Raw genomic sequence first — 15560 nt, forward strand, 5'->3', positions numbered from 1 at the left:
CTACAAGCTTTTTTTCAGCGTAAGGAATTTGTAAGAAACGGGTAAGAAAAAAGAGATTTCCGTTGTCTATTATAGAAATATAGAGTATTGCGAAAGGGGAAAGTAACATGACATATATATTAAAAACAAATCAGTTAACGAAAGTGTTTAAAGGGAAAGAAGTTATTTCCGGTGTTAACATGCATGTGAAAAAAGGAGAAATTTACGGTTTTTTAGGACCAAACGGTGCTGGTAAAACAACGATTATGAAAATGATTACAAATTTAATAAAACCGACGAGTGGTGATATTGAAATCTTCGGTGAGAAATTAACAGATACATCTTATGAAGTATTAAAAAGAATGGGGACAATTATTGAATACCCAATCTTTTATGATAAATTAACGGCGAAAGAAAACTTAGACCTACATTGTGAATATATGGGCTACTACGATAAAAATGCAATTGACCATGCTTTACATTTAGTGAAACTACAAGGGATAGATAATAAAAAAGTAAAAGATTTTTCATTAGGAATGAAACAACGACTCGGTATTGCAAGAGCAATCGTGACAAAGCCAGAATTGCTCATTTTAGATGAACCCATTAACGGTTTAGATCCAATTGGTATTAAAGAGTTACGAGACTTATTTAAAATGCTCTGCAAAGAATATGGCATTACATTATTAGTTTCTAGTCATATTTTAGGTGAGATGGAACTAATGGCGGATACAATTGGTGTGATTCAAAATGGAAAACTAATAAAAGAAGTTTCAATGAAGAGTATTAACGGAAAACAAACAGAGTATATTGAAATCACTGTTCCTGATGTGAAACGTGCAACTTATATTTTAGAAGATAAACTTGGTATAAAAAACTACAAAATAATGAGTGGAAACATGATTCGGGTTTATGATACGTTAGCGTCTCAGCAGGCCATTTCAAAAGCACTTATTATGAACGATGTGGAAATTGAAAGTATTAATAAGAAACATAGTTCCTTAGAAGAATATTTCTTAAATGTAATGGATGGAGAAGGTATTCATGCTTAATGGACTGTGGCTGAACCTGGTAAGTGGATTTATCGTAATGCTAATAAGTGGAATTTTATATTATAGAAAACCAGGGCGGAAATGGTTGTTCAGTGTACTAGTGATAGGAATGTTAAGCTTCGTTACTGCTGGAATTAGAATGTTAGTAGCATAGAGACAGGTATATAAAGAATGGAGGCGTAATTTATATGTTTAAATTAATGAAGCTCGAATGGAAGAAACATAAATTATCTAGTTACTTTAAAGGGGTAGCAATTTGTATTATAGCAATTTTCGCTGCAGTAAGCCTTATGGCGTGGGGAATGAAAGCCGAGGGAGACGTGCTCTTCTTTGACTTCACGCAACAAATGGTTTTAATAAACACTTTTATTAGGATAACATTCATTATTTTTAGTTCGGTCATTTTATCACGTTTAGTAATTGATGAGTATAAGAACAAAACAATGCAACTACTATTTATGTACCCATTGCAACGAAAAATGCTAATGAGAGCGAAATTAACAATTGTTTTTTGTTTTTGTTTTGTGAGCACGATTATCGCTACTTTCAGTATCAGTTTGCTCGTATATTTTGTGAGTCCAATGATGGGACTGATTGAAACACCAGCTACGATAGGTGAAATAATATCTATCGTTCCAACTACTTTTATAAGTGCATTTATGATATCTGGTATAAGTTTAATTCCTTTATTTTTTGGGATGAGAAAGAAATCGACACCTACAACAATTACTTCTGCAGTAATAATCGGAATGATAATTAGTAGTAACTTTGGTCCTGGAAACGGTCAAGTAAGTCTGTTTAATTTTATAGCTATCCCAATCGTGCTCTGTTTATTAGGAATTTTCATTAGTTATCTATCGTTTCGTAAAATCGACAAGATCGATGTGGCGTGAAGCAAGCTTAAAACAAAAACGAACTGGGGTATGAATAGTGAAAAAAATGATAGTAATTGCAATATTATTCATTACAATTGCTAGTGTAGTTTTTGGTATTAAGGTATTTCAGGGGAAAGATTTTAAGAAAGAAAAGTCTTTTGAGATAAATAATATAAAAGAAATACAAGTAGACAATGAAAACTGGAATCTTGAGTTTAAAAGTACAGACGCTAATAAAATAGTAATTTCTGCTCAAGGTGAACAAGCAGATAAAGAGATAGATCCTGTCAAAATAGAAAATGACGAAAATAAAATTGTGATTAAGCAAAAACAAAAGGTGAACAGATTTTTTTATGGTTTTACGTTTAGAAAGAAAAATAGTATATGTATAGCTATTCCGAAGAAAGAGATAGATAAAATTGTATTAAATAATAAATCGGGTGATGTGAAAATAAACGATATAGTAGTAAAAAGCATCGTGATAAAAGGCAAATCTGGAGATGGAATGATTACAGGACTATCGGCAGAGAAGGGTGAATTTACATCCGAAAGCGGAGATTTAATGTTAAAAGATAGTTCATTACAAGAATTAAATATAAAGTCTACGACTGGTGATAACTATATCACAAATGTAAGTAACTCAAATATGAACATCACTTCAACATCTGGGGAAGTATTGCTGAAAGATATGATAGAAGGAAAATCATTATTTATAGAAACAAAATCAGGGGATATTGGCGTACGGTATAAAGGTGTCCCGGCATCATTGAAGCTTATGGCTAAAAGTAATTCGGCTGACGTAATAGTAGATTTAAAAGGACTTAAGAAAGATAAAAGTACAGAAAAAATAAAAGTAGGAACGATTGGTGATGCAAAAAACAAAGTGGAGATTTTAAGTAAGACAGGGGTCATTTATATTGATTAAGTCTTAGGAGGAGGGAGGACTATCATGCTACGTCTTATGAAGCTAGAACTGAAGAAAATTAAACTTGGCTGGTACGTGAAGAGAGCAGTAATTGCAAATCTTGCTATACTGGCATTATTGATTTTTGTTAGCATCGTTTCTCAAATAGAGGGAGATCCAGAAATAAGAGATCCGCAGGCCATTTTGTTAATGGCTAGTTCAATAGTGAGAGCAACATTTATTATTTTTGGTGCTGTACTAATAGCTAAGTTAATAATTGATGAATATAAAAACAAAACAATATTATTGATGTTTTCTTATCCAATTAATCGAAAGAAAATAATGATTAGTAAGTTGGCTATTACAGCAATATTAACATTCATAACAGTTATTTTATCTAATATTTTTGTAGTGGGAATTTTCATTGGAATAGATAGTTATTTTTCGATTCTTCCTAATTCATTCGCAGTAGATCAATTGATTCAAGAAGGGATAAATCTCGTTCCTTTAGCCATTGCCACTGCGGGAATAAGCTTAATTCCTCTATACTTCGGAATGCGTAAACGTTCAGTGCCAACTACTATTGTTTCGTCTATTATCGTTGTGCTAATCGCAATTAATAACCCACCAATATTTCCTATAGCGACCTTTCTTCCTCTTCAATTCGCATTTGCAGTGATTGGTGTGGCGATTGCTTATTATGGAATTAAAAATATTGAGAGGGAAGATGCAATATAAAGTTTCACATGAAACAAGTTACAGAAAAAGACAAGATGTGTAAACACCTTGTCTTTTTTGTCGTTACATTTTAGGAGCTTCCATTCCAGCCGCAGCCCATTCTTCTTTTGCGGGGCCATATACGCCAGGAACTGTTAAGCCGGCTTGTCGCATTAAAACCGTCATTTGCCCGCGGTGATGATTTTGATGATTAATAAGTGTCATTAAAAATATAGAATTCGGCATAGGGTGACCAAAGAAGTCATTAATAGTTGCTAAATCTTTATTAGTCCATTCGCTTTGAAGTGCTTCAACAAAAGCCGCATTCACTTTACGGTACTCATCTGCAATTGTTTTTGCAGAAGTTGGAACAGGATAATCTTTCGTTGCTCCTTCAAACTTTAGCCCTGTGCCAGATAGTATAACAGGAATTGCCGTCACGATATGCCAAGCAACTCTTCCTAAGGTCCAGTGCCCAGGTGCAATTTCTTGTGATAAAGATGCATCGGTTAATGAATCAAGCATTTTCTGAGTAGACTCAGCTTCGTATGTCCATGATTGCAAGAAGCCGTCAATTGTTTGGTACATAGTTATCCCTCCTATTTTTGTTCATAGATTAAATTCGTGAGAGATAATATAATCCCTGTTCCACAAGAAATAATTAATTAAGCATTGCTACAATATGAAAACAATATTAGACCGTAAAGGGGGAAGTGAATTTCTTTATATAAAGTATAAAAATAATAAAGAATATATATTGTTAGGAAATGCTGATGATTACAGAGAGCTATTTCAAATAATAGGTGGATTGAAAATAGCAAGCGGAATAGAACTAAGGTTACAGGATAAGAAATTAAAGAGACAGTTAACTTTAAAACGAACTGTGTTCAATATAATCATGTATTCACTTGTTATATATATTATGTACAAAGCTTATATTAATTTTATGCTGTAATAGGAAAAGGCGGCTTCACATATATGAAGTCGTCTTTTAATTAACTTTCTTCCCACTTTTCCTCATCAACCATAAGAAATAAGGTGTTCCAAGTATAGCAACTTTTTTCGCCGGTTTATCTAATTTTGTTTCCCCTTCAGTATGTTTAATTGTTATAGTTTGCTTTTTATCTTCTATCGTTGTTACCTTTTTCTCCTCTTTTTTGCTGTCCGCATTCAACAGCGAATAGAAGAACAACCATGAAAATACTAAGAATTTTCTTCATCTTCTTTCCTAAAATAAGTTTTTTATTCGTAATTATATTTTTAAAATTTTGCTGAAAAATAACGAATTATACGGATATCGTTATGTAAGATTAAAATCCATATGTGTATGAAGAATTTAGAAAAGGAATTTCATTTAACTAGAGAGGCGAAAGTACAAGCAAAAGGAGATAGTATCGCATGTAATAATTATTAGAATGTACGGGATAAATCTATATTTATCTCCACTGAATAAAGCTTTCGGTCTGATTTGATAAATGTTTTTTAATTTCTTACTTGTACTTATAAGATTGAATTTGAAGGAAGGAATCAACATGTCTTCATGGCTCAATAATACAAATGGATATTGTAGTTGTAATAATCAAAATGGTGTACATGTTGATTCGTGTTGTTTTAGTTGTGATGGGACAGTCCCTAAGCTTGGTCCAACAGGTCCAACAGGTCCAACAGGTCCAACAGGTCCAACGGGTTCAACAGGTCCAACGGGTTCAACAGGATCAACGGGTTCAACAGGTCCAACCGGAGCGACAGGTTCAACAGGTCCGACGGGAGCAACAGGTCCAACGGGATCAACAGGTTCAACAGGAGCAACAGGTCCGACGGGAGTGACAGGATCAACAGGATCAACAGGCCCAACGGGAGCGACAGGCGACACAGGTCCAACGGGATCAACAGGTCCAACAGGAGCGACAGGAATAACAGGATCGACGGGAATAACAGGAGCAACGGGAATAACAGGATCAACGGGTTCAACAGGATCAACAGGTCCAACGGGAGCAACGGGTCCAACGGGAGCGACAGGAGTAACGGGAGCAACGGGTCCAACGGGAGCGACAGGCCCAACAGGAGCAACAGGCGATACAGGAGCAACAGGCCCAACAGGAGCGACAGGTTCAACAGGGGCAACGGGAGCGACAGGAATAACCGGGGCAACGGGAGCGACAGGTTCAACAGGGGCAACGGGAGCGACGGGTTCAACAGGTCCAACGGGAGCGACAGGATAAACAGGAGCAACGGGTCCAACGGGAGCGACAGGAATAACAGGAGCAACGGGTCCGACGGGAGCAACCGGGGCAACGGGAGCGACGGGTTCAACAGGAGTGACAGGCCCAACGGGAGCAACAGGCTCAACAGGTCCAACGGGAACGACGGGTTCAACCGGTCCGACAGGAGCAACAGGAGCGACGGGCTCAACGGGTTCAACCGGGGCTACAGGTACAAGTATCACGGCGACATATGCATTTGCAAATAATACGTCGGGAACAGCGATATCGGTAGTTCTTGGTGGAACGAATGTCCCGCTTCCAAATAATCAAAACATCGGTCCAGGAATTACTGTTTCTGGTGGAAACACAGTATTTACGGTTGCAAATGCTGGTAATTATTATATTTCATATACAATTAATATAACGGCTTCATTATTAGTCAGTTCACGGATTACAATTAATGGAGGGGCACTTGCTGGGACAATAAATTCTCCTGCGGTAGCAACCACATCATTTAGTGCAACAATTATTACAACTCTTGCAGCAGGAGATGCTATTAGCTTACAATTATTTGGTTTGTTAGCTGTCGCAACATTATCAACAACTACCCCAGGAGCAGTGTTAACGATAATAAGATTGAGCTAAGCCATAACTCTCTTACTCTTTTAAGATTAAGAGAGTTTCTACATATAATAAGAAGTTAATGAAGTAAAGCATAGTTATATAAAAGTCAGAATATTATGATTGTAACGCTATGGTGACTATAATATAATGAAAATAACCATCATGAATGAACATTCATTTATTTTTTATGTATTTGAAGGGGGAATGAAGGTGGAAAAACCATGGTTGAAAAGTTATCCAGAGGAAATTCCGAGTACGGTTTCTTATGATATTCAGCCGCTTCATAGATATGTAGAACAGATGGCTTCTCGCTACCCAGAAAAGAAAGCGCTTCACTTTTTAGGGAAGGATATTACGTTTTCGGACTTCCATGATAAGGTGAAGCGGTTTGCAAATTATCTTCAAAAGCTCGGTGTGGAAAAGGGTGATCGAGTTGCTATTATGTTGCCGAATTGTCCGCAAGCTGTAATTGGTTATTACGGTACATTACTTGCGGGAGGTATCGTAGTACAAACCAATCCACTGTATACAGAAAGGGAATTAGAATATCAGCTTCATGACTCGGGAGCAAAAGTAATTCTTTGTCTCGATTTAGTGTTTCCAAGAGTAACGAATGTTCAATCTGCTACAAAAATTGAGCATATTATCGTAACTCGTATTGCAGACTTTTTACCATTCCCTAAAAATCTATTGTATCCATTTGTGCAGAAAAAACAGTCGAATTTAGTTGTGAAAGTATCAGAGAGTGAAACGATTCATCTTTGGAATTCAGTAGAAAAAGAAGTGAATACGAATGTTGAGGTGCCTTGTGATCCTGAAAATGATCTAGCTCTTTTACAGTACACAGGAGGAACAACCGGATTTCCGAAAGGAGTTATGTTAACGCATAAAAACCTCGTCTCTAACACGTTAATGGGAGTTCAATGGTTATATAATTGCAAAGAAGGAGAAGAAGTCGTTCTTGGGGTTCTTCCATTTTTCCATGTTTATGGTATGACAGCTGTTATGAATTTAAGTATTATGCAAGGATACAAAATGGTCCTTATTCCAAAGTTTGATATGAAAATGGTTTTTGAAGCGATTAAGAAGCATAAAGTGACATTGTTTCCAGGGGCACCAACTATTTATATCGCTCTTTTAAATAGTCCGCTTTTAAAAGAATACGATATTTCTTCTATTCGTGCTTGTATTAGTGGATCAGCACCACTGCCAGTAGAAGTACAGGAAAAGTTCGAAAAAGTTACAGGTGGTAAACTAGTAGAGGGATATGGTTTAACAGAATCTTCTCCGGTTACACATAGTAATTTTTTATGGGAAAAGCGAGTGCCAGGTAGCATCGGAGTTCCGTGGCCAGATACAGAAGCAATCATTATGTCGCTTGAAACTGGTGAGGCATTACCGCCAGGAGAAATAGGTGAAATTGTAGTGAAAGGCCCTCAAATTATGAAAGGATATTGGAATAAGCCAGAGGAAACAGCGGCTGTATTGCAAGATGGCTGGCTCCATACAGGTGATGTTGGCTACATGGATGAAGATGGATTCTTCTATGTAAAAGATCGCAAGAAAGATATGATTGTCGCGAGTGGATTTAATGTGTATCCTCGTGAAGTTGAAGAAGTATTATATGAGCATGAAAAAGTGCAAGAAGTAGTGACAATTGGAGTTCCAGATCCGTACCGAGGAGAGACGGTTAAAGCATTTGTTGTGTTAAAAGAAGGTACGGAGTGCTCTGAGGAAGAATTAAATCAGTTTGCACGTAAATATTTAGCGGCTTATAAAGTGCCGAAAGTATATGAGTTTAGAGATGAATTGCCAAAAACGACAGTAGGGAAAATTTTACGCCGTGTTCTAATAGATGAAGAGAAGAGAAAGAATGAGGATGAGCAAACGGGCTAAGGCCCTTTCTTTTTGAAAAAATAGGATTGACACTTTTCTAAATAGTCAGTATTATAAGAATATGAATGACTATTCATTCAGTCATCTTCTTGAAGGGGACAGTAAAGTGAAGAAAAATAGACCGAAATACAATCAAATTATTGATGCGGCAGTCATTGTGATTGCGGAGAATGGGTACCACCAAGCGCAAGTTTCTAAAATCGCAAAGCAAGCTGGGGTAGCTGATGGCACGATTTATTTATATTTTAAAAATAAAGAAGATATATTAATATCCTTATTCCAAGAGAAGATGGGAGAATTTGTCGAAACAATTCGTCAAAAAACAGCAGGAATTGAAAGCGCTGTATCGAAGTTATTCATGTTGGTAGAAACGCACTTCTTGCTGTTGTCGCAAAATGATCCTCTTGCTATCGTTACGCAATTAGAGCTAAGGCAGTCCAATCAAGACTTGCGCCTTAAAATAAATGAAGTATTAAAAGGCTACTTACAAGTTATGGATGAGATTTTAGAGACTGGTATAAAACAAGGTGAATTTCAAGCAGATTTAAATGTTCGCGTGGCAAGACAAATGATCTTTGGAACAGTAGATGAAGTTGTGACCAATTGGGTAATGAGCGATCATAAGTATGATCTGGTCGCACTTTCAAAAACGGTACACGGGCTACTTATTGCAGCTTGTGGTTATCGTCAATAATGGGAGGGATCATGTTGAAATTCCTATCTGTAAGAGTTGAAGATCATATCGCGGTGGCGACATTAAATCACGCACCAGCGAATGCGATGTCTTCACAAGTTATGCATGATGTTACTGAATTAATTGATCAAGTGGAAAAGGATGATAACATTCGTGTTGTTGTTATTCACGGTGAAGGACGTTTCTTCTCAGCGGGGGCAGATATTAAAGAATTTACATCTGTTACTGAAGCGAAGCAAGCAACAGAATTAGCACAGCTTGGACAAGTTACGTTTGAGCGTGTTGAAAAATGTTCAAAACCAGTTATTGCGGCAATTCATGGAGCGGCACTGGGCGGCGGCCTTGAGTTTGCTATGTCTTGCCACATGCGCTTTGCAACTGAAAGTGCAAAACTTGGTTTACCTGAATTAACACTTGGATTAATTCCTGGCTTTGCAGGTACACAGCGCTTACCACGTTATGTTGGGAAAGCGAAAGCTTGTGAAATGATGTTAACAAGTACACCAATTACTGGTGCAGAAGCATTAAAGTGGGGACTTGTTAACGGATTGTTCTCTGAAGAATCTCTTTTAGATGATACGCTTAAAGTTGCAAAACAAATTGCTGGAAAAAGTCCAGCAACAACTCGTGCTGTACTAGAGTTATTGCAAACGACAAAATCGTCTCATTACTATGAAGGTGTACAACGTGAATCACAAATTTTTGGTGAAGTATTTACGAGTGAAGATGGAAGAGAAGGTGTAGCCGCATTTTTAGAAAAGCGTAAACCTTCATTTAGTGGCAGGTAGTTCAATTATTTTTTTAATATAAATTAACAGAAAATTAAAATTGATAGAATCTTTCTGAAAAACAAGGGGGTAAATGGAATGAACATCTACGTACTCATGAAACGAACATTTGATACAGAAGAAAAAATCGTAATTAAAAACGGTGCAATTTACGATGGCGAAGCGGAATTCATCATCAACCCTTACGATGAATATGCAATTGAAGAAGCAATTCAAGTAAGAGACGCACAAGGTGGAGAAGTTACAGTTGTAACAGTCGGTGGCGAAGATAGTGAGAAAGAACTTCGTACTGCATTAGCAATGGGCTGTGATAAAGCGGTATTAATTAATATTGAAGATGATGTAGAAAATGGTGACCAGTTCACGACAGCAAAAGTACTTGCTGAGTATTTAAAAGATAAAGATGCAGATATAATTTTAGGCGGAAACGTTGCAATTGATGGTGCATCTGGACAAGTAGGGCCACGCGTAGCTGAAGCGTTAAATATTCCATATGTAACGACAATTACAAAACTTGAAATTGACGGTACAAATGTGAAGATTGAGCGTGATGTTGAAGGTGATACAGAAGTGATTGCAACTTCATTACCAGTTTTAGTAACGGCACAGCAAGGTTTAAATGAACCGCGTTATCCATCGCTTCCAGGTATTATGAAAGCGAAGAAAAAGCCGCTAGAAGAATTAGAATTAGATGATTTAGATTTAGAAGAAGATGATGTGGAAGCAAAGACAAAAACAATTGAAATCTATTTGCCTCCTAAGAAAGATGCAGGAAAAGTGTTACAAGGCGAGCTGCAAGATCAAGTAAAAGAACTTGTATCGTTGCTCCATACAGAAGCGAAAGTAATCTAATAAAATACGAAATTATATATGCAGGAGGGAAAATCTATGGCTCGTAAAGTATTAGTAATGGGTGAAGTTCGTGATGGATCGCTACGTAACGTTTCTTTTGAAGCGGTAGCAGCAGCAAAAACAATTGCAGAAGGCGGTGAAGTAGTAGGTCTTCTAATTGGAGACAGCGTTGCCTCTTTTGCAAATGAATTGATTCATTACGGTGCAGATCGCGTTGTGACAGTTGAAAATGATAAATTAAAATCATATACATCTGATGGTTATGCACAAGCGTTTTTAGCTGTACATGCTGAAGAAAATCCAGAAGGTATCGTTTTTGGACATACAGCACTTGGTAAAGATTTATCACCAAAATTAGCAGCGAAGCTTGAAGTTGGTTTAGTTTCTGACGTAACTGCTTTAGAGGTTGAAGGTGGAAATGTTATCTTCACTCGTCCAATTTACTCTGGTAAAGCATTCGAGAAGAAGATTGTAACAGACGGCATCTTATTTGCGACAGTGCGTCCAAATAACATTGCAACTCTGGAAAAAGATGAGTCTCGCAGCGGTGACGTATCTTCTATTACAGTTGATGTGAAAGATTTACGTACAATCATTCAAGATGTTGTCCGTAAAACAGCAGAAGGTGTGGATCTTTCTGAAGCAAAAGTTATTATCGCTGGCGGACGTGGTGTGAAGAGTGAAGAAGGCTTTAAGCCATTAAAAGAGTTAGCAGACGTACTAGGCGGCGCTGTTGGGGCATCTCGTGGTGCTTGTGACGCTGAATACTGTGATTACTCATTACAAATTGGTCAAACTGGTAAAGTTGTTACGCCAGACTTATACATTGCATGTGGTATTTCTGGTGCGATTCAGCATTTAGCAGGTATGTCTAACTCAAAAATAATCGTTGCGATTAATAAAGATCCAGAAGCAAGTATCTTTAAAGTAGCTGACTATGGTATTGTCGGTGACTTATTCGAAGTTGTACCTCTTTTAACAGAAGAGTTTAAAAAGTTAAAAGTACATTCATGATTTAAGTACCCTTGAGTTCCAAGTGAAGTACCCCTATATATAGAAAAAGGTGAGAGATCCCCTGTCTCTCATCTTTTTAGTATTTAATCCGTATTTTTATATAGTATAAAGGAACATTTTTTTGTTACAATACATAACGATACATATTATTCGCCACGTATATAAGTTAATGATATACTCTTGGTAGAATATACTTGAAGGAGGAAATAAAATGGCAATTGTAAACGCAAATGACCAAAGCTTCGCAGCAGAAACTAGCGAAGGTGTTGTATTATTAGATTTCTGGGCACCTTGGTGTGGACCTTGTAAAATGATCGCTCCTGTATTAGAGGAAATTGATGCAGAACTAGGCGAAAAAGTAAAAGTAGTAAAAGTAGACGTTGATGAAAACCAAGAAACTGCTCGTCAATTCGAAGTAATGAGCATTCCAGCTCTTTTCGTATTAAAAGACGGTAAAGTAGTTGATCAAGCGTTAGGTTACAAACCGAAAGAAGCGTTAGTAGAATTAGTTTCTAAACACTTCTAAAATAAAAAAAGCTACCATTTGGTAGCTTTTTTTATTTTCTTTTTTACAGTCTTTCCGTTACAATAAAAGAACGTATGTTGGGTGTTTGGGCATAGTATGTTTTCAAGGGAAAATAAAAATGCTAAGTATGTAGAAATGGAGGGAGACGAGTGCACGAACATTTGAAAGAGAAGTTGGCTATTTTACCAGATCAACCTGGTTGTTATTTGATGAAAGATAAGCAAGGAACGGTTATATATGTCGGAAAGGCAAAAGTGCTTAAAAATCGTGTGCGCTCGTACTTTACTGGTTCACATGATGGGAAAACACTGCGGCTTGTAGGAGAAATTGTTGATTTTGAATATATTGTAACCTCTTCGAATTTAGAAGCACTTATTTTAGAGTTAAATCTAATTAAAAAATATGATCCGAAATATAATATTCAATTAAAAGATGATAAAACATATCCTTTTATTAAAATTACGGCGGAGAAGCAACCGCGCTTACTCATTACTCGAAACGTAAAAAAGGATAAAGGGAAATATTTTGGTCCTTATCCAAATGCACAATCTGCTCATGAAACGAAAAAACTGCTAGATCGTATGTATCCACTTCGGAAATGCACGAATATGCCAGATAAAGTTTGTTTGTATTATCATATGGGTCAATGTTTAGCGCCTTGTGTGAAAGAAGTGACGGAAGAACAAAATAAAGAAATTGTAGATGAAATTATTAAGTTTTTAAATGGTGGACATAAAGAAGTTCGTTCAGAACTAGAAATAAAAATGTATGAGGCCTCAGAGAAACTAGAGTTTGAACGTGCAAAAGAGTTGCGTGATCAAATTGCTCATATTGATGCGATTATGGAAAAACAAAAGATGATTATGAGTGACTTAGTAGATCGTGATGTGTTTGGATATGCAGTGGATAAAGGATGGATGTGTGTTCAAGTTTTCTTCGTTCGAAAAGGAAAGCTAATTGAACGTGATGTTTCTATGTTTCCAATTTACGATGAACCAGAAGAGGGTTTTTTAACGTTTATCGGCCAATTTTATGAAAACAGTAGTCATTTTAAGCCGAAGGAAATTGTCGTTCCAGGAAGTATAGACTCGGAATTAGTAGAGCGCTTTTTAGAAGTGGAAGCGACGCAGCCGAAACGTGGTAAGAAAAAAGACCTTGTAGAATTGGCAAATAAAAATGCGAAGATTGCTCTTGAAGAGAAGTTTTACTTAATTGAACGTGATGAAGAACGAACGATTAAAGCGGTAGATCATTTAGGGAAGCAGCTTGGGATTGAAACGCCGTATCGTATTGAAGCGTTTGATAACTCAAATATTCAAGGAACAAATCCCGTTTCTGCAATGATTGCTTTTATCGATGGGAAACCGGCGAAGAAAGAGTATCGAAAATATAAAATTAAAACGGTTCAAGGGCCAGATGATTATGAGTCTATGAGAGAAGTTGTGAGGCGCCGTTATACAAGGGCGCTTAAAGAAAATTCACCTTTACCTGATTTGATTATTATTGATGGAGGAAAAGGCCATCTAGCGGCTGCAGGTGATATTTTAGAGAATGAGCTCGGATTATATATTCCGATGGCAGGTCTTGTAAAAGATGATAAACATAAAACCTCCCATTTAATTATTGGGGATCCACCGGAACCTGTGATGCTTGAGAGAAATAGCCAAGAATTTTATTTATTGCAGCGTATTCAAGATGAGGTGCATCGATTTGCGATTACATTCCATCGTCAATTACATGGGAAATCTGTCATTCAATCAGCATTGGATGATATTCCAGGAATCGGTGATAAACGGAAAAAGGTATTGTTAAAACATTTTGGTTCATTAAAGAAGATGAAAGAAGCTTCTATAGAGGAATTTGTCGAAGCGGGTATGCCGAAAAATGTTGCGGAGACGATTTATACGTATTTAACAGATAAGAAGACGTTGTAGTTTACAACGTCTTCTGTTTTTTGGTATAATTTCTGAAGATTTAAAATAAACTCATCTGAATGAAAATACAAAAAAGTCAACTAAACTGATATGTCTAGTTGACTGTAGGTAATGCTTACACTTCAATGAGATCTTTTATATCCCATTTTACAAGAAATGTAATAGAGTCAGAACGTTTTTTCTTTTCTTCGTATGACTCTGCAACGACGTTCCGTTGCTTTTGGATTTGTTCAGCGATGAATCCGGCTTCTAGTTGATAAGAAGAATGTCGTTTTTGTTTTTGACGTTCTGCGATGAGTGTGCCTTTAAGTTGGAACTGCATTTCACGACGCTTATGTTCAACAATGCTTAAAGTGCCCCAGCCAGCCTTTTCAAAGAACTGAATGACTTCTTCAATTGTTTCTAGCGGATATTTTCTTGCAAGGTTTCTACCAGACCAGTATAAAATACCATCTAAATCGTTGCCGATTAAATCAGGTAGTAATTCTTCACGTAGCAATTCATAAGCGAAGGCGTTCAATGAAACATCTTCTAAAGATGTTGTATCGATTGTATTTTTACTCACAATATTCCCCTCTTTCTATAGGGATTATTATATAACATTTCACATTTATAAAAACAGATTTTTCTTTAGGAAAATCTGAATATATAAGAAGAAAAAAAGAATTGGCAAATTATATGCAAATTATGTATACGTTTTCTTGACGCTTCGACAAAAATAGGAGTAAAATGAACTTGGTATCAAATTATGCTGAAATATTTCGAATAATTTTTTCAGTTTTTCTTATGCCAATAGTGAAAAAACATTATTGTCATAAACTAATCTGAAAACAGCAGTCAAACATTCAAGGGGGGTAATGGGGACATGAAAGGCCGCGAGTATACGTTTCGTAAGTGGCACTCATTAATGGGGGTCATCCCGGTTGGTGTCTTTTTGACGCAACATTTAATTGTAAACAACTTTGCAACACGAGGAGCAGAGGCTTTTAACAAAGCTGCAGGCTTTATGGAGCTCCTTCCATTCCGGTATGCGCTAGAAATTTTCATCATCTTTTTACCGATACTGTACCATGCTATATATGGCTTATATATTGCATTTACAGCTAAGAACAATGCGGTTTCTTACGGTTATTTCCGTAACTGGATGTTCGTCTTCCAAAGAATTTCAGGTATCGTTACGCTGATCTTCATTTCTTGGCACGTCTGGGAAACTCGTATTCAAGCAATGTTAGGTAAAGAGGTAAACTATGATATGATGGCAGATATTTTAAACAATCCAGCTATGTTTGCATTCTACTTAGTTGGTGTTGTTTCAACAATTTTCCACTTTGCAAATGGACTATGGACATTCTGCATCAGCTGGGGAATTACAGTATCTCCACGTTCACAAAGAATCTCTACTTATGTAACATTAGCTATTTTCTTAGGTTTATCTTATGTAGGTGTGAGTGCATTATTAGCGTTCATCGATCCACAGCTAGCAAACCAGTAAGGAGTGGGA

Annotated in this window: 15 protein-coding genes and 3 pseudogenes; 15 read left to right on the top strand and 3 right to left on the bottom strand. The window is 36.7% G+C overall.

All coding sequences use genetic code 11. From position 1 onward, the window contains the following. The first annotated feature begins 107 nt into the window (after positions 1–107). From MR112_RS16850 to MR112_RS16870, 5 genes are read left to right on the top strand one after another with little or no spacing between them, the layout of a single operon-like run. A complete protein-coding gene (locus MR112_RS16850) occupies positions 108–1031 on the top strand; it encodes an ABC transporter ATP-binding protein (RefSeq protein ID WP_000221062.1) in 924 nt (307 codons plus the stop codon). Continuing rightward, on the top strand, positions 1024–1185 hold the full coding sequence (locus tag MR112_RS16855; protein ID WP_000931816.1) for a hypothetical protein: 162 nt from the start codon (positions 1024–1026) through the stop codon (positions 1183–1185). The genes MR112_RS16850 and MR112_RS16855 overlap by 8 nt, the downstream gene beginning before the upstream one ends. A 34-nt stretch (positions 1186–1219) precedes the next feature. Further along, positions 1220–1924, top strand: coding sequence for an ABC transporter permease (locus MR112_RS16860; protein WP_242245138.1), 705 nt, complete (start codon positions 1220–1222; stop codon positions 1922–1924). 37 nt (positions 1925–1961) lie between these two features. Further along, positions 1962–2831, top strand: coding sequence for a DUF4097 family beta strand repeat-containing protein (locus MR112_RS16865; protein WP_242245139.1), 870 nt, complete (start codon positions 1962–1964; stop codon positions 2829–2831). A gap of 24 nt (positions 2832–2855) precedes the next feature. Continuing rightward, positions 2856–3548 (top strand): ABC transporter permease, encoded by a 693-nt coding sequence (locus MR112_RS16870; protein WP_000945198.1) that lies wholly within the window; start codon positions 2856–2858, stop codon positions 3546–3548. A gap of 63 nt (positions 3549–3611) precedes the next feature. Here MR112_RS16870 and MR112_RS16875 read toward each other — a convergent pair whose 3' ends face one another. After that, a complete protein-coding gene (locus MR112_RS16875; RefSeq protein WP_242245140.1) occupies positions 3612–4115 on the bottom strand; it encodes a DinB family protein in 504 nt (167 codons plus the stop codon). A 91-nt stretch (positions 4116–4206) separates the two neighbouring features. On the opposite strand from MR112_RS16875, the pseudogene MR112_RS28905 reads away from it, so the two are divergent. Further along, positions 4207–4482: pseudogene (locus MR112_RS28905) on the top strand (hypothetical protein); the annotation flags it as partial. 78 nt (positions 4483–4560) lie between these two features. On the opposite strand, the pseudogene MR112_RS16880 reads toward MR112_RS28905, so the two are convergent. Further along, a pseudogene (locus MR112_RS16880) lies at positions 4561–4747 on the bottom strand (ABC transporter substrate-binding protein); the annotation flags it as partial. Between the two features lie 312 nt (positions 4748–5059). Here MR112_RS16880 and MR112_RS16885 point away from each other — a divergent pair. The 8 genes and pseudogenes from MR112_RS16885 (at position 5060) to uvrC (ending at position 14059) form a co-directional block, all read left to right on the top strand. Next, positions 5060–6376: pseudogene (locus tag MR112_RS16885) on the top strand (BclA C-terminal domain-containing protein). A gap of 189 nt (positions 6377–6565) precedes the next feature. Then, positions 6566–8251, top strand: a complete 1686-nt coding sequence (locus MR112_RS16890; RefSeq protein ID WP_000414746.1) for a long-chain-fatty-acid--CoA ligase — start codon at positions 6566–6568, stop codon at positions 8249–8251. A 106-nt stretch (positions 8252–8357) separates the two neighbouring features. After that, positions 8358–8945: a TetR/AcrR family transcriptional regulator gene (locus MR112_RS16895; protein ID WP_000742223.1), complete on the top strand. Its 588-nt coding sequence runs from the start codon at positions 8358–8360 to the stop codon at positions 8943–8945. An 11-nt stretch (positions 8946–8956) separates the two neighbouring features. Then, positions 8957–9733 carry an enoyl-CoA hydratase gene (locus MR112_RS16900; protein ID WP_000911292.1) on the top strand — a complete coding sequence of 259 codons (777 nt, stop codon included), beginning with the start codon at positions 8957–8959 and terminating at the stop codon, positions 9731–9733. 78 nt (positions 9734–9811) lie between these two features. Beyond that, a complete protein-coding gene (etfB, locus tag MR112_RS16905; protein WP_242245141.1) occupies positions 9812–10585 on the top strand; it encodes an electron transfer flavoprotein subunit beta/FixA family protein in 774 nt (257 codons plus the stop codon). A gap of 36 nt (positions 10586–10621) precedes the next feature. Then, complete coding sequence (gene etfA, locus MR112_RS16910) at positions 10622–11599, top strand: electron transfer flavoprotein subunit alpha (RefSeq protein ID WP_242245142.1); 978 nt, start codon at positions 10622–10624, stop codon at positions 11597–11599. 211 nt (positions 11600–11810) lie between these two features. After that, complete coding sequence (trxA, locus tag MR112_RS16915) at positions 11811–12125, top strand: thioredoxin (protein ID WP_001018943.1); 315 nt, start codon at positions 11811–11813, stop codon at positions 12123–12125. Positions 12126–12274: 149 nt separating this feature from the next. Beyond that, on the top strand, positions 12275–14059 hold the full coding sequence (uvrC, locus tag MR112_RS16920; RefSeq protein WP_242245143.1) for an excinuclease ABC subunit C: 1785 nt from the start codon (positions 12275–12277) through the stop codon (positions 14057–14059). A 115-nt stretch (positions 14060–14174) separates the two neighbouring features. Here the strand turns inward: uvrC and MR112_RS16925 are convergent, their stop codons facing one another. Next, complete coding sequence (locus MR112_RS16925) at positions 14175–14624, bottom strand: YslB family protein (RefSeq protein ID WP_000042226.1); 450 nt, start codon at positions 14622–14624, stop codon at positions 14175–14177. A 300-nt stretch (positions 14625–14924) separates the two neighbouring features. Between MR112_RS16925 and sdhC the strand changes: the two genes are divergently transcribed. After that, a complete protein-coding gene (gene sdhC / locus MR112_RS16930) occupies positions 14925–15551 on the top strand; it encodes a succinate dehydrogenase cytochrome B558 (RefSeq protein WP_000678354.1) in 627 nt (208 codons plus the stop codon). Positions 15552–15560: the final 9 nt, after the last annotated feature.

This window comes from Bacillus cereus group sp. BfR-BA-01330, assembly GCF_022663885.1.
Lineage (GTDB): Bacteria > Bacillota > Bacilli > Bacillales > Bacillaceae_G > Bacillus_A > Bacillus_A cereus.

Excerpts from the sequence above, each read along its gene's own strand:
- MR112_RS16900 (WP_000911292.1), top strand. The coding sequence starts at position 8,957 with ATGTTGAAATTCCTATCTGTAAGAGTTGAAGATCATATCGCGGTGGCG.
- MR112_RS16870 (WP_000945198.1), top strand. The coding sequence starts at position 2,856 with ATGCTACGTCTTATGAAGCTAGAACTGAAGAAAATTAAACTTGGCTGG.
- MR112_RS16850 (WP_000221062.1), top strand. The coding sequence starts at position 108 with ATGACATATATATTAAAAACAAATCAGTTAACGAAAGTGTTTAAAGGG.
- etfB (WP_242245141.1), top strand. The coding sequence starts at position 9,812 with ATGAACATCTACGTACTCATGAAACGAACATTTGATACAGAAGAAAAA.
- etfA (WP_242245142.1), top strand. The coding sequence starts at position 10,622 with ATGGCTCGTAAAGTATTAGTAATGGGTGAAGTTCGTGATGGATCGCTA.
- MR112_RS16855 (WP_000931816.1), top strand. The coding sequence starts at position 1,024 with ATGCTTAATGGACTGTGGCTGAACCTGGTAAGTGGATTTATCGTAATG.
- trxA (WP_001018943.1), top strand. The coding sequence starts at position 11,811 with ATGGCAATTGTAAACGCAAATGACCAAAGCTTCGCAGCAGAAACTAGC.
- MR112_RS16875 (WP_242245140.1), bottom strand. The coding sequence starts at position 4,115 with ATGTACCAAACAATTGACGGCTTCTTGCAATCATGGACATACGAAGCT.
- MR112_RS16860 (WP_242245138.1), top strand. The coding sequence starts at position 1,220 with ATGTTTAAATTAATGAAGCTCGAATGGAAGAAACATAAATTATCTAGT.
- sdhC (WP_000678354.1), top strand. The coding sequence starts at position 14,925 with ATGAAAGGCCGCGAGTATACGTTTCGTAAGTGGCACTCATTAATGGGG.